General features: G+C 33.3%; 9 protein-coding genes and 2 pseudogenes. 5 read left to right on the forward strand and 6 right to left on the reverse strand.

Translation table 11 applies throughout. From position 1 onward, the window contains the following. Positions 1 to 142 precede the first annotated feature (142 nt). Positions 143 to 8,959, reverse strand: coding sequence for an ankyrin repeat domain-containing protein (locus tag ACICP1_RS02690; protein ID WP_395461032.1), 8,817 nt, complete (start codon positions 8,957 to 8,959; stop codon positions 143 to 145). A gap of 202 nt (positions 8,960 to 9,161) precedes the next feature. Beyond that, on the reverse strand, positions 9,162 to 10,418 hold the full coding sequence (locus tag ACICP1_RS02695; protein WP_395461033.1) for a hypothetical protein: 1,257 nt from the start codon (positions 10,416 to 10,418) through the stop codon (positions 9,162 to 9,164). 752 nt (positions 10,419 to 11,170) lie between these two features. Here ACICP1_RS02695 and ACICP1_RS02700 point away from each other — a divergent pair. From ACICP1_RS02700 to ACICP1_RS02715, 4 genes and pseudogenes are all read left to right on the forward strand, one after another. Further along, the gene (locus ACICP1_RS02700) at positions 11,171 to 12,862 is read left to right on the forward strand and encodes a hypothetical protein (RefSeq protein ID WP_395461034.1); all 1,692 of its coding nucleotides are present in this window, start codon (positions 11,171 to 11,173) and stop codon (positions 12,860 to 12,862) included. Between the two features lie 339 nt (positions 12,863 to 13,201). Then, positions 13,202 to 13,537, forward strand: coding sequence for a hypothetical protein (locus tag ACICP1_RS02705; RefSeq protein ID WP_395461035.1), 336 nt, complete (start codon positions 13,202 to 13,204; stop codon positions 13,535 to 13,537). Between the two features lie 51 nt (positions 13,538 to 13,588). Then, positions 13,589 to 13,804 carry a hypothetical protein gene (locus ACICP1_RS02710; protein ID WP_395461036.1) on the forward strand — a complete coding sequence of 72 codons (216 nt, stop codon included), beginning with the start codon at positions 13,589 to 13,591 and terminating at the stop codon, positions 13,802 to 13,804. 105 nt (positions 13,805 to 13,909) lie between these two features. Next, a pseudogene (locus tag ACICP1_RS02715) lies at positions 13,910 to 14,483 on the forward strand (transposase); the annotation flags it as partial. A gap of 105 nt (positions 14,484 to 14,588) precedes the next feature. Here the strand turns inward: ACICP1_RS02715 and ACICP1_RS02720 are convergent. From ACICP1_RS02720 to ACICP1_RS02730, 3 genes and pseudogenes are all read right to left on the reverse strand, one after another. Next, positions 14,589 to 15,059 (reverse strand): annotated as a pseudogene (locus ACICP1_RS02720) (JAB domain-containing protein); the annotation flags it as partial. Positions 15,060 to 15,244: 185 nt separating this feature from the next. Further along, the gene (locus tag ACICP1_RS02725) at positions 15,245 to 15,586 is read right to left on the reverse strand and encodes a transcriptional regulator (RefSeq protein ID WP_395461305.1); all 342 of its coding nucleotides are present in this window, start codon (positions 15,584 to 15,586) and stop codon (positions 15,245 to 15,247) included. A 146-nt stretch (positions 15,587 to 15,732) separates the two neighbouring features. Beyond that, positions 15,733 to 16,131 (reverse strand): helix-turn-helix domain-containing protein, encoded by a 399-nt coding sequence (locus tag ACICP1_RS02730; protein WP_395461037.1) that lies wholly within the window; start codon positions 16,129 to 16,131, stop codon positions 15,733 to 15,735. 113 nt (positions 16,132 to 16,244) lie between these two features. Between ACICP1_RS02730 and ACICP1_RS02735 the strand changes: the two genes are divergently transcribed. Beyond that, entirely contained in the window at positions 16,245 to 17,156 is a 912-nt protein-coding gene (locus tag ACICP1_RS02735; RefSeq protein ID WP_395461038.1) for an Rpn family recombination-promoting nuclease/putative transposase, read from the forward strand. Positions 17,157 to 17,460: 304 nt separating this feature from the next. Here the strand turns inward: ACICP1_RS02735 and ACICP1_RS02740 are convergent, their stop codons facing one another. After that, positions 17,461 to 21,945, reverse strand: a complete 4,485-nt coding sequence (locus tag ACICP1_RS02740) for a DEAD/DEAH box helicase family protein (RefSeq protein WP_395461039.1) — start codon at positions 21,943 to 21,945, stop codon at positions 17,461 to 17,463. Positions 21,946 to 21,994: the final 49 nt, after the last annotated feature.

Below are 21,994 nucleotides of genomic sequence, written 5' to 3' on the forward strand. Positions count from 1 at the left end.
TTTAATGTCTACTTCATCCATTTTAGTATTAGGACCATCAAACTTGCTACTGGTTTCCCTAATTATTTTGGCTAATTTTGCTACCTTCACTTTAAAATTTTCACTACTTGGCATTTTATAGCTGCACCTCTTATATTATAACCTACCTATTGATATTACCTCCAAGCTTGGTTACTCCTATCTCAGAAAGACAAGTTGATACTTCTGAATGGCTGTGAACTGAAGCATTACTTAAATAACTTTGAGGCTCTAAACTCATTTGCTTTGCACCATCAACTTCTAATGTACCATCTCTGTTGTGTAATATCTGCTCTATTGATTGATTTAGCAGACCCTTATTAAATTGAGCTATAAACTTGTCAAATTTCTTCGGACTTAATTTACCAGCTTCTTTACCAGAACATGCTTTCTCTACATATGAGTTGAAAATCCCTGAAATTTCATTAAATTTACCACTCATGATTTTTCCTGTAACTTCTTTCTGTATTTCCATATAATCAATATTTAACCGGTGCATTGATATGCCACTTTTTAATGCAGCTTGTTCTACTACTTTCTCAAATTTCTCTGTAATATTCAATGCATAGCCCTGCGCTTCCAGTAATGATACGTTCTGATCTGATGTAAAAATGTATTTTTGACCCGTAACCTTTCTAACAAGCACATCAAGTAACATTATCGTACCATTTACATCTATTGGCGCATCAACTTGTAAAATTGAACTTGTAGTACTTGATGTTTCCTCAGGTAAAACAGCTCTAAACCCACCTACAGAACTTTTCACCCAACTAAACAAATCATTTATCCATGAAGATGGTCTTGTGCTACTACTTGCTGCTATTCCAGGTTGATTACTTGAATCTACAGAAAGGAATTTATGTGATGAGTGATTATGATTGCGATTGTGATCCCCGTGGTGATGACGGCGTCTGCGTTGCACAGGTTTTTCTCCTTTTTCATTGAGTTTTTTCTCTAAATATTCTGCAATACTACTATCTCTAGCAATATCTAGCGGTGCCTTGCCGTAATCACCTCTAGCATCAAGATTAGCATGAGCATCGACAAGAACTTTTACTATATCAAGACTGTTGGTATCAGCAGCATAATGTAAAGGTGTCCAATTGTCTTTGTCTTCAGCGTTAACGTTTGCACCACGATTAAGAAGCAATTTGACCACATTTAGTCTTTCATTTAACACAGCTCCATGCAAAGGAGTTGCTTGATATTCCCCATTTTTAGTTTCAATATTAGCACCATTATCAAGAAGGAATTTTATTCTATCTAAATCACCGATTTCAGCAGCTGAATACAGTAGTGTATTACCGTTCTTGTCATTGGTATCAATGTTAGCACCCTGAGCAATAAGACCTTTAGCTTCATTAAAACCACCGCTTTCCACAATAGTCAACAATTTTCTATCTAATTGTACTTGCTTCAAAATTCCTGCTATATCTAGGTAACCTTTTCGAGTAGCCAAATCTAAAGATGTTTGGTTATAAATATCTCTAACTTCAATATCAGCACCTCTGCCAAGAAGGAGTTCGACTGTATTTAATTTGTTTCCTTGTATAGCTACATGCAATGGTGTCCAACCATTATTGGTTATATTATTAATACCGCTAATATCCTTGTCTAAAAGAAACTTAACTATTTCAAGACTACTACTGTACTGGGCAGCTACATGTAATGGTGTATTACCATACACATCTTTAGCATTAATATTAGCATTGTTATTGAAGAGAAACTCAACTACACTAAGTTTATCACGAGAAGCAGCAAAGTGTAAAAGCGTCCAACCGTACATGTCTTTAGCATTAATATTAGCCTTCTGATTAATAAGATCTTTAACTTCATTAAGACCTGCATCTTGCACTGCAGCTAACAATTTTTTATCTAATTCCGTTTGCTTTAGAAACTCTGCTACATTTGTGTCATTCTCTTGAGCAGCTAAGTCTAAAGGTGTTTTACTATCCTTATCTTTAACACTGATATCAGCTCCTTTGTTCACAAGAAATTTTACCACATCTAAAGCATTGTAATATACAGCATAGTGTAGAGGTGTCCAATCACTACTGTCTTTAGTATTAATCATAGTTTCTTTATCTGAAAGAAATTGAAATATATCATTAAATAGACTCATATTACCATTGTAAACGGCATAGTGCACGGTAGTCCAGCTTGTTGAGAATTTATCTTTATCTGCAACGTCATCTTGATTTCTTTCAGCAGTTTTATCAAGGAAAAGATTAACTATATCCCACTTGCCATTTTTAGCAGCATATTGTAGCGGTGTATAACCGAACTTATCTTTTTCATTTATGAGAGACTTTAATCTTTCTCTTTGGCGAACTGCTTTTACTAGTTCATCAGGTTCTGAATACAAATTATCTTCAAAATTCATACTTTCAATTTTACCTATAAGAAACCTAATAGAACGCAATTTGCCTTCTTGAGCAGCAACATGAAAAAGTGTTTGGCCATCGTTATTTTTAGCTTCAATGTTAGCTTCGCACCCAGCCTTCTTTTGGCAAATCTCTGAAGCTTTATTAATCAGACCTTGTATTTCTGCTATATCAGACAAACTAAACCTGTCTAATCTCCGGATTATTATTGGTTCTAACCCTAAATCGAATTCCAATGTAGAAATCCTATAAGACTCAGAATTATTCCAATTTTTTACATTGATTACATGGTTAGATACTTCGTCGGAAAACACCAAATCTGTATTACTACTGGAAACCCTAATCTGATCTGGAGTAATATCTTTTAATATCACTACTCCTATGCGTTCTTCATCTTGCCCCACCGAAGTTAAAGTGCCATCTTGATTATGTGTGATACTGATAGACTTAGTGAAATCTATAACATATTCTTTTATAATTTTTTCATAATCATTCTTAAGTTTATCTTGATAGTCCATTATTCCATCAACCTCTTGCTGTAAACCTAAATATGGAAAAAAATTACCATTGTTCCACAGAAGAAAATTAACATCTCTCCATTTACTTTGGTCATTATAAAAATCTTCTACTCTAATAATAAAAGGAATCTCACCTTCTCTTGTTAATAAGAGATCATCTTCATCTTTATATTTCTCGATATCTTCAAGATTAGAATCAATCACTAAATGATCACCTTCAAAATCCTTAGGCAACAAAAACATATTCTGAGTCTGTGTGGCATGGAAAAAGGGAGATAATTTGCCACTTTCTACGGAAGAGCCAGCACATGACATTGATTGTACATAAGGAATAAAGGTTTCTCCTTTACTGTTCATAACCATAAGGTGCCTATAGCTGTTACCCTTAAGATAATTTCTTACTTGAACATGAGTATTACTATAGTTTAAATGCAAGTTACACTGTTGAATTGAAAACTCCTCAGGAACTTCTGGCATAACCAACATATCTAATTTTTTATCACCTGAGTTATTATCAATAATAATCTCTCTTTTCTCTGTGTTGCTATCAATAACATACATATCACTTCCATTTCCACCTCTAGCAAACATACTCCTTTGGTCAAAATTTATTATATCTTCTCCTGAAGAACCAAATACCATATGTTGGAATGCGCTATTGCTTTGTAGTTTTGCTCTAACAACACCAAAGACTTTATAGTCCTTATTATTAATGAGTATTTCCTTGTAATGATTTTCTGCAGCATCAAAGCTATCAAGAGAATGTTCTGTATGTAACTCGAACGAGTTAATTTTTGTAATGGATGATTCTAGTTTCTCAATTTTAGGAATAATATTACTACCATTTTTATCTATCAGCATAAAATTAGGTTGATTACTGCCTTGCTTAATATAATTTTTAATATCAAGGGTATATTGATTACCTTGACCCAGCCCTATTTTTAAAGATAAAGTATTATTAGTCGAGAAATAAGATATTTCATCACAATCATCTAGCAGATTAGTTTCCGGAAAGATTACAGTTCCCGTTCCTTTTACATCAATTTCTGAATATAAATCTTTAGCCTCGTAATCTGTGGTTTTTATATAAAAGGTATAATCATTTTCTGCACCTGTAACTTTAGTGTATGGCGCAATAGCTACTTTTTTACAATTATCAACTGTATCCTTCTCATTTTTGCTCAAACCTCCACCACTATTTATAAAGACGTCACGATTATCGTTTCTAGTAAGGCGCCTAGAATTATATGTACATAAAACATTATCTGTCTTATTTTGCCTTCCAATATAGCTATACCTGAAAGCATCGACATTGCTATCAACATAATCATTGATCAATCGATGAAGATTTGTTGTTAACCTTAAAAGACCGGGAGCGTTAGGTCTAAAACGATAGTCAATTTTTGCTTGTACAAAGTCGTATTCTGTTGATTGACTTAGGTCAAGTATATTAGTAGCATTACTTCCACCAATAATTTTACCCGAAAAACCTCCAGGTTTCACAAGAATAAATTTGTTAACAGTATTATTACCACCAGTTATTCCTGTGTTTCCTCTAAAAATCAAGAAGTAGTTATTTAATGTATTACTTCCAACAATGGTACCTTCATCTATGCTTTCTAAATTATAAAGAATTATTGTACCATTTTGCATTCTTCTTCTATCAGCAATAACCATTGTATTTTCACAGTGATGCACAGCTGTTGGAACTGATTTTTTAATACCTTTTTCATAAATTTCGCTAGTGACTTGTGGTAAGCAAATTATCGTAGCATTTTGAATTGGGTCAGGTATAACACGTGAAAGGTTTGTTGTATCAGCATCTGTTCTATTCATTAGAATCTTTCCATACCCTGCATGAAGAGATGGCGTGTCGCTATCCACCCCAAAACCAACTCCATAGGCAACTACATCATTAGGGCTATCACTTAAAGCTTTCCAGGCTCTTTTAGCTTGACTATTAACCATATTATTTCTGGCTGCAAGGTGTTCCAGATCATATGGCATAGATGAAAGTAAAAGCGTATGCAAAAAGATATCGAAATTCTCACCATGAGTTGTATCATACTTCTTTTCATACTCTATAATATTGCTAATACCACTATAAACTCCATGAGTTACCATGAGTCCAAATCCAACTCCAATACCAACTCCAGGCAGACTAGCTGCTGTAAGAGCAACACCAGAAACAAATGACACACCAGAAAAGGCTATAGAAGCTATATTATCTCTTATCTCCTTTTCTCCACATGGATTATTACTATCTTCTCTATTTTTACAGTCTACAAGGTTATTTGCTGATATGCCTATATCAATAATATCAAATATACCAGCTATAGCTCCTGCCGTGCCTTTCGCTATTTTACTTCCAAATTTTACTCCTGCAACTTGAACAACAAATTTTGTCTGCTTACCTAAAGTACCCGGTATAATCCTTCCTACAACTTTTTCAGCTGATGTTACAACTTTTGGAGCAATTTTAACCATTACATTCTCAATTGGTTGAGACGCAAAAGACCATCCTATTCCACCTAGATTTAATCCACAATCCGTTGCTGTTCCATCCTTGCAAGATACAATAGCACCATGAATTCCTCTTATTAATTGTATTCCACCTGCAGCATTCATTAATCTGCTTTTTAATTTCGGGTTTTTTGTTAAATCACTGTTTTGCTGTAAAACGTCACCATATAAATCCTTGATACGCTCATTCTGAATATAGCGCTCATACCCTTGGTCTCCAATCACCTTATCAACTAAATATTTATAGTCACCCTCAATATTTTTGTTTCCAATAAACTCTATTAGCTGAGCATTTTTCCCTTCATCTTGACTGCTTTTAACATAAGTTAGGAACTTTTCACTATCAATTATAACCTTACCTACATTATTTTTATCTACCCTTCCTTTACTAAACTTTTCCACATCATCCTTTGAAAATAAACATTTAATACTTCTCTTCTTTCTATTGCTTTGCTTTGCACAGCCATTAAGATTTAACTTATTCAAAGATTGTGTTGCTTCACCAGTAGGCAGCATATGAACTGAACTATGAACTACTTCAACAGGAATAAATCCTTCCTTGGTTGTCCTACTTGTTAAAATAAGTTTATTCGGATTATTAGATCCTTTATCGAAAACAACACCGATAAATTTTACCTCATCACCATCTGTAAGTGTTTTATAGGTAACACCTTCTTTGTACTCTTCATTTATTTGATCATTTGCTTCCCTCAATAAAGCTTGAGCCCCTTTACCCTGCCTTGATGCCTTAAGTTCTAACCCTATTGGAGTGTACTCCTCAGCATTTCCACCTTGAGCCACAAACTTAATACCATGAACTAGCATGTCAATACGTTCCCCTCTACCAGTTTGAAACTCAGTTAAAACTAATGCTCTAGTTTCTGGTGATTCCTGTAATTTTAAGTCACTATAATAACTAAACACTCCATTCAATATTCCCTGGAAATGAGCTTCTTTATTAACGAGACTCTTAAAAGGAAAGATTCCTTCTCCAATTTTTTCTAATAATCTACTATATCCTCTTATTGATAAGGATTGGATATCTAGTGCTTTATCAAATGTTTCTTTTAACTCATTAGGATAAGTAACTTCTTTAAAAGTACCTTGAAATCTATTATCTCCGTTGTTGTACTCTTGTAAAGAATTGTATTTTTCAGCCCAAATAGTAAGATATCTTTTAAAATCTGACTTGTATCTAGTATCAAAATTAAGACTTAATTCGATTATTTCCCTATTCCCTATTTCTCTATTTAATCTATCAAGAGGAAGAACTTCATTCAGCCCGTTCAAAACATCTTTTCTGTTAGCTTCAACAATATTCATCACATAAACCAACTTCTCTGTATTTTCTGGGATGAGCACCATTGTTACAACTGCATGGCTTGCATCAAGGTTAGCTGACAGTCTTTCTCTGGCTCTTTGAGCTGCCGGACGTCCAAGCCTACGAAGATTAGGATGCACTTCAGTAGGTATATTGTCTCCATAGATAAAAATATACTTTTTTAAACTTGTTCCTGAATCTTCACTTAATAATAATGATTGCCCTAGTAAAAACCTACTAAAATAATGATTATCTCCCTTCTCTGATGTACCAGGAAACGTATGATAAATACGTTCCATATTATCTTTTATCTGTTCTTTTAATTCTCTTTTACCAATCTCTTGCGTATCCCAATCATCAGAGGATTTTAACATATCTTGAAAAAGAGGAATTATTTCTTCTCCACGATTTGATACTTTAATATCAGAGATAGGAGACGGATTATCAAGGTTGACACCAACATATAAAATGTTATCTGCAGTAGTTAAAACTCGCTGAACATTTGGTTGGAAACCTTGTGCATACCTTTCTGCTTGCTGCAAAGCCTTATCTGGAGTAGCATTAGAACCTGCTCCCGCTTTTAATTCAATAATAATGGGAATAGAATCCAATGCACGATCAGGACCACGAGCCAGCAAGATAATATCTGCATAACCCCTTCCTGCAAATTGCTCTGGGTAAACTCTAAGATTATACCTATAGTGGAAATTCATGAAAACGCCTACCGCAAACCCATGATGTGCTGCTTCACGTGCTCTGCTAGCATAGATTAGTGAGTCTGCATATTCGGAGTGAATTGTGTAAATCTTATCAAGAATTCTCCTTAAAGATGCTTTAACTGTTCGCTGATTGGAAATAGCTAGCTTCGCTATATCGACTTCGGGATCCCTCCATAACCCTTTTCTCACTTTTTTAAATTGAACTTCAGAATTATGTTCTATGTCTACTCCTTTATCTTTCACATCAACAACTATTTCTCCCTGATGACCGGCATCTTTAATGATTTTTATTGATTTAACTTTAATTTTATCTAGGTTATTTTCAATAAGAGAGTAAAGCTTGCCTAATACCTCCTTCAATTCACCTTGATCAAACTCTTGAGTGTAAGAATGAGAACCACTTTCTGATATAACAAATAATTTTACTTTATCGATCACATCTTTTTGACTCTTCATTTCACCATTTTTTATAATAGCTACCTTCAAAGTCTTTGCACCGTCAAAGCTAAAATAAATCTCCTTGATGTCTAGCTTTTTTGCCATCTCTGTATCCAACAAAGTAGAAAAACTACCTAGGAAGAAGTGTGTAAAAAACCCTGCTTTTTCTACAGAGTGTAAATAAGATGGAATCTGATCCACAAATGACTGAAATCTCGGTTCAAAAGATTTAAAATCCTCATCTTGCCGGCTTATACCAACTTCTTTATCTGCTTCCTCTATCAATAACTGTATTAACTCAAAGTCTTGTGGTCTTACTTTACCCATGACTCTTTTTAAGCCTTTTGCAAGCTCTTTATCATTATCAATAATATTCCTTTCAAGACCAAAATTATAATGGTTTCGTTTACCTGGTGCACCAACATGAAATAATTGTATTTGAATATCCCCATTACCATATTGAGTCTCAACTTCACCAGAAACACTAATCGTTGCGCTAAGCATTCCACTCATTGCTCTTATTTCAGGTTCACCTCCCCAAGTATCAGGGTTCCTCATGTTTTCCAAGTAACGCTCAAAATCACCTTCAACAAAATCTCTGAACTCATTTCTATAAGAACTTATGTGATCAACTACTCGATTACGAAATAAGTTTCTTACTAAATTTGCAAATGTATCATCATAATTCGCAGCACCTAAATTCCGAACCAAACCTCTAATATGATCTAAATTTTGGGTTACAGTTCCATCATTTCCAAATAGTACTTCATACCTTTGTCGAAATAAAGCATCGTCGTTTCTGACGGGTATTAAGTAAGCCATAGTAACAGACCAAAACAAGCAACTACCGTCTCCTGGAACATCGATTCTCTTAATCTGACTTCCACTTTCGGAATCAACATCAGATCTACGATAACGCTTAAGTTGATAAAATTCTCTAGCTTGCTCTATATATTGCACTTCATCCGATAATTCAGTAATCTTTGAATTAACATCTTCTTTTTTTAGATGATCTGTTGGATATTGTATCTTGAACACAAACCCCCTTCATTATATTATACTAAACCCACTATACCAAGCTTATTGTATAACCATCAGAGATATCAATAATAAAAGCTATTTTTGCCTACATGCTGACTTGTGTATATAACATTTGTATTACAATGCAACATCTTTTTGACAGAAGCTAAAGTAGTAACAAGAAACCACCACCTACTTTATAGAATTGCCTTATAATACCTTAATTGCCTAACCCTAATTGCTCACATGCTTTGCTTAATTCAACTTCAGTTAAGCTAGTGAACTCTTCATCTGTAGACTTTCTATATGCTAGAAACTTATTCAATGAATCAGCATCTCTTTTTTCCAATATAGATCGTATGTAGCCTGCCTGTTTAGAACACATAAACTCTTTAACCTGATCAGAATTAGCTTTATTTAATAACGCCCATACTGGTTCCATACAGCCCTTTTCTACTAAAGGTGTTAATAAAACTGTACAGAAAAGAGGTGATTTATCCTCTAGTTCCTCTCTTATCACTAAAGCACGATGGCTATCAAATCCTTCCTTCATCCACATATGCATAAAAAGCTTTACACTTTCACTTACATAAGGCTCTGAATGTTTTTTGATTTCCATGTCTAACCAGATATTATAATCATCTTCTGGAACATCATTTGGCTTTAAACAATCAAATAATTCCTGAAATTTATCAAAGCGAAGTGCACCCTGTAGTGTATTCAAACTACCATAATAACCATTTTCAGCTAAGTCTCTTTTTAGAAGTTCTGGATATTTATCAGGACTTATTTGACTAAAACAAAACTCGAATATTTCAGGATAACTATTACAACGGTTCCCTGCTACATATACTGCTGTCTTCATCAAGATTTCATCCTTTTTCTGTTCACTCATCTCACTTTCAGGTAATGATTTTATTTTATTCCAAAAGAATTCCACTGCCTGCTCTTGCTTAAGACTCACAGCACATTTAAGCCCGTACTCATATGGATGACAGCCATCTAAATTTAGTTTAGAGATGTAACCACTAACAAAATGTGACCAAAAAACTATTAAAAGGTTGCCTCCTAGAGTCTTAACTAAGTGACCATACTCCAACAGACTGCTCTTACCTTGAGCTGATAGTTTATTTTTTCTCTCTTCAAATAGAGCAATAATATCTTCTTCCAGGCAATAACGACAGGCAATCTCATATCTTTTATCAGTACTAAAAGGACTATTTGAATTTTGCACAATCAATTTTTTACCTACCATTTGCCTATCAAGCTTAACTCCGTGTAAATTGTCTACTTTTTTCCAACAATCCTCGCTAGACAATACCTGTGCAAGAAAATTACGTCCTTTCTTGCCACTTTTTTGGTGCAGACGCCAATTTGCATAGCACCAGCGTTCAATTTGAAAAAGCTTAGATGCTCTATGGGGATCATCCTCTTTAATAGACGAAAACAAAACTTTTGGAATATCTGAACGCAACATAGCCACTACCTTAATTAATTAGATTATCAATTACATTTTAAGTATAGTATTCTATCTTTAAAACTTGTCAATCATTATTGTAGAAAATTTTCTAACCCAAAGTAGTTTTAGGCAAAAGTCTCTTAAGAAGGTCGGTACGGGATTTTTCTTTACCTTCAAATTCTGTTTTCATTATGAGTTTGCCTTAAATTCCTCCTTAAGAAAATTAGTATTAATCTAACAACGTATTTTACTAATAGCTTAAATAATATAGCCATTTTCAGTGCTCAAAACCAGGGACGGTGAGAACAATTTTTCTTGGAATCAGTTGGTCTGCCGCTAGATCCGTGCGAACTTTCCTTTATAGTAATTTTAATACAACACGAAACTAGCTATTTTAGCCTACTTTCACCAAATTTATATACGAACTAATTTGCTCAAGCTTATGGAAATAATTTAAATCTTCTATTTTTATAACCTTATTTTTACGCAACGTGTTCTCACAAATATATGACCTTTTTTGCAATTTCAGAAGAGTCAATAATTCAATTCCTTATAACACTAATTAGTATGGTCTTTTCATTAAATTTATCCTCTCAAAAAGACTGTGCTTTATTCACCTGCTTTAATGGTATTATAATATTTTACACCTAAACCTACTCTATAAAAATTCACAATACGAATTAGTAAATAGATTATATTCAAATTGATTGTATTTATGATATATAGCGCATACAATATATTACTTGTTTATTTTAGTGGGGGGTATAGGTATGTTTAGTTTAAAGCAGGTAGTACAATATAATTTATTTGGTAGTAACGACCTTGAAGGCAATTCATCTTGTGAATTTGAAGATTTTCCTGAAGAGGTATTTGAGATTAGCAATGAAGAAAATCAAGCAATAGATAGTTTGAAAAGTAAAATAGAAAATCTACAACAAGAAAATTTTGATCTTAAAAAAAATGTAGAGTTACAAAAACACTATAAGAAAAGAGTAGAAGAGTATTACGAAGAAGTAAGTGAACTTACCAGAGAAATGCAAACCCTAGAATGGAAAATTAAAAGGCTTGAAGTTGAATTACAAAGAAGGACGAGAAATTTAACTGAAAATGATCAAGACATCGAACAGCTAAAACAGAAAGTAGAAATATTATTATTAGAAACTCAGAACAAAAGTGATATAATTAAGAACTTAAATAATCAATTAAAAGAGGCAAAGAATGAAATTCAGTTAACAGACAAAATAAATGAAGAATTACAGCAAAAACTGGTTTTGACTGAAGATGAGTTAAATAGAGTAAGAAAAGAAAGTACAGTGCTGATAAACAGTATAGAGGATTTGAAAGGTGATTATGAAAATCAGATATTAGAAAAAGAGAAGGAGCTTAATGATGTAAGAGATCAATTTTGTATTTATTTATCAGAGTATAAAGAACTATTTGCAGAATTCAATAGACTGCAGAAGGAAAACGAAAGTTTAAAACAGAAAAATTTCTATATTAGTAATGAAGTGTCTCTTGCAGATGAAATAAACAAAGAAAACGTAAGAGAAGAAATAGCAAAGCTTCAGTTTGTACCTGAAGTGAAAATTAAACATATTATTGATAATAATGACCAAGAATCAACCTTACCAGATAGAGAAGCAGAAAATTATCGAACAAGTGAAGATAAAAACCTTGAAAATACTGATTTCGAGATTGGAGTATGGAATGAAGCTGACGATGAAAGTAGCGATGACCAGAAATCAACCTGGCTATATGGAAAAACAGAAAATTGTCGAACAAGTGAAGATGAAAACCTTGAAAATACTGATTTCGAGATTGGAGTATGGAATGAAGCTGACGATGAAAGTAGCGATGACCAGAAATCAACCTGGCTATATGGAAAAACAGAAAATTGTCGAACAAGTGAAGATGAAAACCTTGAAAATAATGATTTCCCAATTGAAGTATGGAACGAAACGGATAGTGAAAGTGACGATGACAACAATGTTAGCCCTTGCCCTGATTATGATGAAAGTTTTGGTAGGCGTTACAGTCAACTATTCTATGATGAAGCCATAATTCATAAAGAAAAAGATACTTTTGTTTTAATTCGTCAAAAAGATTCTTTTTCTTTAGCGAAAGTGAAACCGAATACAAGAGAAGAAGAAAAGTATGAAAGTATTTGGCAAAAAATAAATAAGATCCATGATTATCTGGATATTTTAGGTTACTCTGGTAGCGAAGAAGATTATGAGGAGTGCGAAAAAGAACTTGATAAAGTTATAAACGAAGCACTGAAACAAGGAATAATGTTCACTTTTCCATATAAATCTGATATGTCCTTGATAGATCGTATAGCTGACACATTCCCAAAGCTATATTTATCTGCTGACACTACTCGAATTTATGAGTTTTTACACAAGAAAAAAATATTTCAGATAATATCAGAAGGTGCATCTTTAAACAGATTTAGCGATTAAGAGCATGGAGATGTAGTAAACGTAATTTGTTCAGATAAAGATACCTTAGGTCAGCGAAAAGCAAACCTTTCAAAGCTGAAGGAGTTAGCACTTGAAAGTATTATAAGTAAAAGTGAGCAAATTGATAAACATGACTTTGAACTAGAAATAGATAATGGATATTTTTGTATAGATTACCCACAAAATAGTACTATTGAAGTTGCAAAGATATTCAATAATCAAAAAGCTAAAGATTTAAATCTAAATATTGGTATAGTTCAAGTTGGAAAAAGTATAATTAGAGTTGAAAACATAGAAGGAAGGAGAAATTATACAGACATCTCAGGAGATATCATTGAAATGTCTTTTACCACTGAAGTAGGAGAGATCAGTATTCATCTATGTCCTAATGAGAAAGATAGTAATAAAATAGAGGTGAGGCTTGTCGATGAAGTAAGATTTAACAAATTAGAGAATAAATCAAGTTTAGGGCTAAATTGTCTATTAGGGGGGAAAAGTGTTTTAACAGCTATAGAATATGGGTATTTTAAAAGAAATAGCAGCGTATTTGAAGAGTTAGATAAGGCTATTAAACAGTCAGATTATACAATAGAAAATCCATCTAGCTTTCTAGAGGGGGTTAATAAAAATCAACTACTCAAAGTAAATGCAAGGGGATATGGTCCAGGATTATGATAATACAAATTATCTGCATTATACTAAAATGTAAAAACAAGAGGAGCGAAGATGCTTTTTAATTTAGAGCCAGGCAGTGTTGGTTATAGTGATAAACATAGGATTGGAACTATCAAAATAAATGATAAAGAAAGAAGGAACTATAGCCCTTCTCATAATAGTCCAAAAAGAGTAAGATATGGATTTATAGTAGTGAAGGTAAGGATGCCAGTAGCATATAGTTATGGCTTAAGGAAAAGGGTAATGGAAACGTTGGAGGTGGTGTAACAAGCTTTTTGCCTACCATTTGTCTATTAAGCTTGGGAGTGTTAAATAAACTGTGTCAAACCGAGAAGTAAAGTAATAAATTGATAAAAAAATGGAGGTTTGACAATGAGTCAAGCAAACACAACTACCGGTTTGGTAGACTATAAAGAATTAGAAACAAATATCTTATCATCTATACGAGAAGGAAGACCATTGACAGGAAGAGATGGAGCATTAACACCATTTATAAAAAAACTGCTAGAGGGAAGGCGAGATAGAAAACCATTTGTCGGCTGAAAGCAAAGAAAACAAACGAAGAAATTCAAAGACTTTACGGACAAGTATTTGAACTATTGACACCAAGAGATAGAGAAGGAAGTTTCGAGCCACAAGTAGTCAGAAAAAGGCAAACAAACCGAACTTGAAGCAAAGGTTTTAAGTACATATGCCAGTGGCATGGGATATAGCATCGCATGTAGAAGAAATATAAAATATCTGCAGCAGAGATATCAAGTATTACTGACAAATTGTTACCGGTAATCAACGAATGGCGCAGTCGTCCGCTGCAATCTGTATATCCAATAGTGTTCATGGTTTTTTAAGGTCAAGGAGGACGGGCATTGTGTAAGCAAATGTATGTATAACATATTAGCAAAATGGCAGAAAAGAAGTTTTGGGTTTTTATTTGGCTGAAAGTGAAGTTCTGGTTGGGAGTACTATAGCCCTTCCCATAATAGTCCAAAAAGGTCATAAGAAAGAAGAATCGACAGCATGAAGAAAAGATTTGAATAATTGATAATGCCTTTTTTACCACTTTCCTTTCAGATAAGTGTACTTCATCTATTGTACCAAAATACACTTCATCTCTTATCAGACGGTGCTGTTTATCCAAGTATATTATCTGAACAGCTTCTTTTGCTGAAAAGCCTATATTTACCCTTACATACTCTATCAGCTTTTCTTGGCTATCCATTACAGGTCCTCTCTTTAATCCTTCTCTTAGTGCTCTTTTATAAGCTTCTTTAACACATTCAATTGCTGCGGCTGCATGTTCGGTCATTCCTTCTATCATTTTCAGATCATCGATTTCTCGCCCTAAAATTTCTCCTATTCTTGGGCAATTATCCATTAGAGTTTTAGTAACATCTTGTGCTTGCTTTCTGTCGTGAACTGCTCCTAGAAGTACTGCCACTATTTCGCGATCAAATAGAGCACTTCCTCCTCCACTTTGTAATACTTTCTCTATTTCTTCTGTAAGTTTTTTACCATTATTCATAAAATATACTCCTCGTTAATAACAAATTGTTTTTAATTATTTACTGCTGTTTTTTATCAGCATTGGCATAAGGCCATAGCTTTCGAGTGAAGTCAAATCAATTTTTCAATCTTTTTTACTTATTTTTTCATCAAGAAATTAAGATATTAACAGATGCTTATTTTATCTAATTGAAAATTAATTCTTTATGTAAAAGAAGTTGTTACTATTTTAGAAATAACATCAGTAGAAAAACCTAACTTGAGTAAATTATTTGCAACTTTCATTTCCTCTACTTTATCAATCTTCTCTTTGTAAATTTGCTTTCTTTGCAAGAAAAATTCTACCCATATATTTAGCTCATCTCGTGATTCCTGATTGTCAATTTTTCTATATTCTCTTGCCAAACTTAATAATTCACTTTCTCCTTCGCAATCACTTTCTTTGTACTCCTTTATTAGATCTTCAGCATCTACTGACAATTCTCTTGCTATCTCCCACAACCTTTCACTTAAAAGAGTAACGTTACCTTGTTCATAGTGATGTATCTGTGAGGGCCCTACATTAAGCTTTTTTGCTAATTCTTCTTGCGTATATCCTCTTCCATTTTTTTATCTCTTGTCCTCCGTTTGGCTCGTATCTCTCTTTATCAGCATATTCTTCAATTGATAAGCCTGTTACTCGATAGATAACCTCAGCCTGCCTTAACTAGATTCCTTGCAATTCTTATTCTTGCTGCTTTTACATTACTTTCTTCTTCAGCTCGGACAGATTTGGTTAACATATAAATTGCTTTGCGTCCTCCTGTTTTTTCTATGAAATTATACATTTCCTGGGTCTTAGCTTTATCAAAACAACTGTTTTCTTTTAGTACTTTTTGTCTTGGAAAGAGATTTCTAATAGGGATTGATAACGACTCTGCTAGGATTTTTAGCCTTCCAATTGGAATGCCACATGCTCCTTGCTCATATCTTAGCAGTGTATGATAGTTTATGCCTGCCTTGTCTGCTAAGTTTTTCAGGGTATATTTTTGTTTTAACCTCCAGCTCCTTACTTTTTGTGCTATCTTGTACCTTATCGAGGTATTTGTCATAAATATTATACAGGTTAATACTACCAAATAAAGATATACAAAATGTTTGCATTTTAGTTGAATATTTCTTCAGAATTGTGTATAATTATTAATGCTTTTTAACTTACTTTCTCATGGCTCTTTCGAAGTTTCTTGACGCACGCAACGATTATGCATTGAAAAGAATATTTGGCACCGAGAAGAATAAAGATATCCTCATTCATTTCTTGAACGATATTTTAGGCTTTACTGGCTTAGCGGCTATTCACGATGTTGAATTCTTAGCTACCATTTTAGACCCTGAAGTTGCCGCTAAAAAGCAGAGTATTGTTGATGTTCTTTGTAAGGACTCTCAAGGTTCCAGATACATCATAGAGATGCAGTTCACTAAAACTAAGGGCTTTGAAAAGCGTGCTCAATATTATGCTGCTAAAGCCTATTCAAGTCAAGCAGATCAAGGTGATGATTATCATAACCTCAAGGAAATTATCTTTATTGCTGTTGCTGATTGTATTATTTTTCCAGATAAGGCTGAGTACAAATCTAATCATGTCATTTTAGATCAAAATAGCTTTGAACATGACTTAAAGGATTTTTACTTCGTATTCATAGAACTACCAAAATTTACGAAAAACAAAGAAGACCAACTAGAAAATATAGTAGAAAAATGGTGTTACTTTTTTAGATACGCAGGAGAAACAAGGGAAGAGGATCTAGATAAGATAGTTGGTAGTGACCTAATAATAAAACGAGCTTATGAAGAGATGAATAAGTTTAATTGGTCAGAAGAAGAGTTATTAGCATATGAGCAAATGAAAAAACGCATAATGGATGAGATTGCTGCTTTTGCTCAAAAATTTGATGAGGGTCTTAAAGTTGGTCAAGAAAAAGGTAGACAAGAAGGCATCCAAATCGGCCATAAAAAAGGTAAAATTAAAGGTAAAATCGAAGTTGCAAAAAATTCACTTAAGGCCGGTGTCTCTATTGATGTTATCGCTGAAATCACTGGCCTTTCTTTGGATGAGATTCAAAAATTAAGAAGTTAATTTAACCTTAAACTTCTATCCTGAGTAAAATCACTTTGAGGTCTTGAATTTATTCGCCTATCATTAATCTGTTCCGTACGTATAGCTTTTTTCACAATAATCCGAACGTATCGTAATACGCTACTGGCCTACTATCGACATAAATACATATCTTATCACGTTCGAACTATTATAAGAAAGGCTATACTTCTTGGCACACCTTACATTTTTGTGATTACTAACTTTCATCATCTGTGCTCTCTAAAATATTCGTTGCATAATAGAGCAATCGCTCTTTTTTAGCTCCCCTCCCTTTTCTGACCTCTTATAAAATTCTCGAAGTGTCTTTCAATTTTGCTATAGGATTAATAAACTTAGTGCTTGGTGAAATAACGTCTTCAGTGGTAAAAGGCTTGACGTTTTTCTCAAGATCATTTTTAACTTCATTTACTTTATCAACAACACTATTGATAATTTTTTTATCTTCTTCTGAGCTTTGCTTATTTTTTGCTGCACGAGAAGAGTCACCAAGCAGTGGAGAGATAACATAATCTGCAGCTTCCCTTGCCAATTTTATATTTTCCCTTTGTGACAAAATCTCTAGCTCATTTAAGTCACTTTCACATGTAATTCCAGCTTTACATTGTTGTTGCTCTATATATTTTTGTCTACACTCACTTGATTCTTTACTCTCTTCAATTTCACATGTACTATTAACCCTGTATTTTGATAATGCAGGAGGAATAATAGAAGCATCACACTCTTTTATTTTATAATAATTGTTATTATAAATGTTAATTCTTTCAATTATATTCTGCAAATAAGATTGCACCTCCTCTATATCTTTTAAATCATCTTTTGTGAATTGAAAAGATTTGTCTTTTAAATTTTTCCTGAACTTGTTCAAATTCTCCACTTTATCTGGATTGTTTTTTCCTGGATAAATCTGATCAAGTAACTTGAGCAAATAATCGCCTTTCATCAACGGTGACGTTATTTTATCAAATAATTTAAGATGCACTGGATGTTTCAAACATGCATTGATATGCTCTAAGTAATTATTGAAGCTTTTAGTGCCAGTTTCGTCCTGTGGTTTTTTTCTCTGTTGATAAGCTCCATTAAATTTCTCACTTAATAAATTAATCTCTGTGACACTTTTAACGCTATATTCTGCTACAACATGAGCATAAGTATCCACATTAGGATTACTTTTGAACCCATTCACTGCTTTCAAAAAGCTATTATAAGTATTTTTTGTTTCCAGGTAATACGTGAAACAATTAAGAAGATACATAACTGTTATTACAGCCTTATATAGCATTTCAAGTATTTTAATACCCAAACCGCCATCATCTCTTAACTCTTTTTCATAGTTATTAAGCTTTCTTCGTGCATGTTTTAATATATCAATAAATTCCTTCTTACTTTTATTGAAGTCATGCCCATTGGTATTATAAACTTCTATAAACGAATCTAAGGCAATTTGAATACTTTGATCAGCCAAATCATCAATTCTTTTCAGGCTCTTTATTTCTTGGTTAATATAATCTATTATCTCTGTTGCAAGCTTATTTCCATACATTTGCTGATTTGACAGCTTTGCTACTGATTCATTATAAGCATCAATATACCCTCCTCCTTTCTTGAGTAGATTTATGTCAAAGCTCAATTCACCACTCGAATAGCAAAAGAATGTGGAGTGTCTATTAGGATTTAGGCATCTAAGTCTACCTGGAGCTTGAATAAGTTGTGCAGGCTTGTTAAAATCAGTGGATATTGGGTCTATTAGCATCCCAATATGTTGTAAATTGATGTCATTGTATCCCTGTACTTTGGTAGGATCTATATCATTACCAACTAATCCCATGCGGCACAAAGCATGATGATCGTTTTCTTCTCCCAATAAACCCTTATATAAATCTTTTAGATCACCTTCTGATAAATGGCCTATTGCCAATTTAGCTAACTGTTCTTGATCTAACTTTTTTATAAGCCTTTCCTTATAAGAGTTAATTTTCTCAAGATTCTGCTTAACATAATTCTTACTATTCTCCAGAATAATATATAATATTTGTGTGTCCACCTTTTCTAAGTATTCTTGAGTTAACTCTTTTTTATTGTGATGAATATCGAGTAGCAAGTTTACTATAAACTCTACACTTTTATTACCTGAGCGTACCTCATCTCTCCACCATTTAAGACGTTCTTCATAATGGTTACCTTGTTTAAGCTCAGCAAGCATCTCGGCATCAGAACAATTCTTATTTAGATCTATTAGATCTTCACATATGCCTGAACTGTTACTCGAGGACAATTTCTTTTTTACAAGCTCTAATTCTTCTAATGGTTGACTACTTATATAGTCTGAAAGCTTACTCTTAAGATCTTCTACAGATAAATTGCCTGAGCGATTTAAATTTTCTAATTTTACTTTGTACTTATTTTCATAACAAAAATCTTTTAGTGCGCTTAATGGATGTGCTTTTTCACTACAATAATACGAAGGCGTGGACTGACTATAAGTAAGTTTATCACGATTTTCTAATTTCATTCCAAGCTCTTTCCCAAGATCTTCAAGTAGTTTTTTCTCATTTTCTTCTAGAGGTGTAGATACTTTGCGCTCACTTTGTTCTTTATCACTCAATCCTCTTAAAGAATTCATAAACTTTCTTCTTTCAGCAGATGCTTCTTTTCCCAGTTCACATAAGTCATCTATTTCACTTTCTTCTACTCCATAATATTCAAGATAATCTCTTACTACAGAGTAATTGCCGCTACTTAGCAAAGCTACCAGCTTTTCAGGAATTTGTTCTAATTCTTTAGATGGCATCAAAATGTGAAGTTTTTTATCTTGGTTCCAATTTCTTATCAATCTTATGAACAAATCAGAGTCTTTATTTTCTTTTAGAACATCAATAACAGATTGCATATGCTGAACAAGCTCTTTCTTTAATTTGTGACTTTTAACTCCTTGATCTTCAACATATGTTTCTAAATCATAATTGTTGTCTAATGCTGCTTTAACTTCTGCTGCTAAACCTTTCAAATCTGCACACCTTTTTTCATCAAGCTCGTGTCTATTTAGACCTGTTAAGCCTGAAAGTGTATTCTCAATTATTCCATGCATTACACGGAATGCAGAATAATCAGCAATGCCACTGAAGTCATAACATTCTTTTACAATTTTTGCTGCTTTTTCTTTTGTAATATTGAACTGCTTAGCAACTTGCTCTGTTATAAGAACAAACTTTTTTGATTTGGTTACTAACTTATAGTCTGGCTTAGAATCGAAAATTTGCTCTAAGAAGTCAAAAAACTTTGATCCAGTAGGTTTCGGTAAGGTTTCGTTTCTACCATATTGCAATATTTCTTTCAGGTTATCTATCTGCTTATTTGACTCAGCTAAAATCAATGCTGGTTCACCAATTACGCTTTGAACATTTCTATACAGGTAATTCTCTACTTCTTTTTTTAATTCATCGTCTGTTAAATTTGCATTGTTATATTGATCGTTTTTTTCCGGCTTAAAATCTACATACTCTTCAATGCCATTAGAGTATTCTTTTGCTAGATCCTTACTTTTTACTTTGGTATGAACTTGTAAATTTAAAGCTCCATATACATCTGACTTCATTTTATCTGTCAAAGAAAGAGTTTTAAGTAACCCATCATTTCCTTTAATATCTCTATGAGTGCTTATTGAAGGCGTTGCACTTAAAAACAGCGTAGGCACAAGTGCAGACAAAAGCCCCATACGATATTTATACAACTCCTGCTCTGCCACTCGGTGCTCTTCATCAAAGGACAGAGATATAGATTTTTCAATATTTAGCTCAAATTCTTGACCATTAATTGTAACTTTACCACCTTGAATTTTATATTCTTTGTTATCAAACTGAATTTTATCCGCAAGAATCACAAAATCCTTACCATCTATATTTATTTTTCCATTTCTTATTTCAAATCTTTTGTCTCCAATGTTGAGAGCTTTTATAATACCAGGAAGCTGTCCAAGACCTATTGCCTCTAGAAATTGATTCCAATTTTTCATCAAGCTTTCGCTGCTCAATATAGAGCACCCTTTATCACCGCTTATCTCTTTCAACTCAATATCTTCAATATCGGAGTCAGATAATACTTTTTTCCAGTCATCGCGTTTCTGTGTTACAAGATCTTCATTAGGTGCTAGAGATATGTAAGGTACATCCATTAGCCTAGCAGGCAAATATTCAACAAGTAGTTCTATAAATGTTTTTCCAGTTCCTGTTGCAAGTGCAAACTCTTTAGTTGGACTCTTACCTTCTTTTAAGTGGTCTATTGTTTCTTTGATGTAAGATAAATGTTGTGGAAATATTACAATTTTACCAAGCCCACCTATTGTTGCACTTTTTTCTTTACCTTTGATTGTTACACTATAATGGTGATTACCTTTCTTATCTCTGCTGATTGTCAACTCATGCTGTGTGCACAAAGTAAGTAGATCTTTGTCAGTGTAATCTTTCGTATCTTTAATATCTACCGAAGAAGAAGCACTTTCATCAAATTTAACATTGTATGTACCTTCTTCCTTCTTCGTTAAAGTTACACCAATTTCTCTTTCACCTATTGTTACTTTATCATGTATTTCACCTTCATTGCTACTCAACAGACTTTCTATTTTTTCTTTAATGTCCTTTGCAACTTGAGAGGTTTTTCTATTTAATTCAATTGACAGCAAGACTCCCAAGTAAGTCTTTTCTAGCCCTTCTATATTTCTCTTTTTTGAGTCGTCATCAAACTTTGTGAATATTTGCGCAGATGAATGTACCATGTTTTTACCTTTAAAATACAGTGTTAATCTCCTAATAATATAGGAAATT

This window comes from Wolbachia endosymbiont (group B) of Ablattaria laevigata (assembly GCF_964277395.1).
In the GTDB taxonomy this organism is placed as follows: domain Bacteria; phylum Pseudomonadota; class Alphaproteobacteria; order Rickettsiales; family Anaplasmataceae; genus Wolbachia.

What these genes read in the sequence shown, in the direction of transcription:
- ACICP1_RS02710 (WP_395461036.1), top strand. Translation starts at nt 13,589, where the DNA reads ATGCTTTTTAATTTAGAGCCAGGCAGTGTTGGTTATAGTGATAAACAT.
- ACICP1_RS02695 (WP_395461033.1), bottom strand. Translation starts at nt 10,418, where the DNA reads ATGTTGCGTTCAGATATTCCAAAAGTTTTGTTTTCGTCTATTAAAGAG.
- ACICP1_RS02705 (WP_395461035.1), top strand. Translation starts at nt 13,202, where the DNA reads ATGTCTTTTACCACTGAAGTAGGAGAGATCAGTATTCATCTATGTCCT.
- ACICP1_RS02730 (WP_395461037.1), bottom strand. Translation starts at nt 16,131, where the DNA reads ATGACAAATACCTCGATAAGGTACAAGATAGCACAAAAAGTAAGGAGC.
- ACICP1_RS02740 (WP_395461039.1), bottom strand. Translation starts at nt 21,945, where the DNA reads ATGGTACATTCATCTGCGCAAATATTCACAAAGTTTGATGACGACTCA.
- ACICP1_RS02700 (WP_395461034.1), top strand. Translation starts at nt 11,171, where the DNA reads ATGTTTAGTTTAAAGCAGGTAGTACAATATAATTTATTTGGTAGTAAC.
- ACICP1_RS02735 (WP_395461038.1), top strand. Translation starts at nt 16,245, where the DNA reads ATGGCTCTTTCGAAGTTTCTTGACGCACGCAACGATTATGCATTGAAA.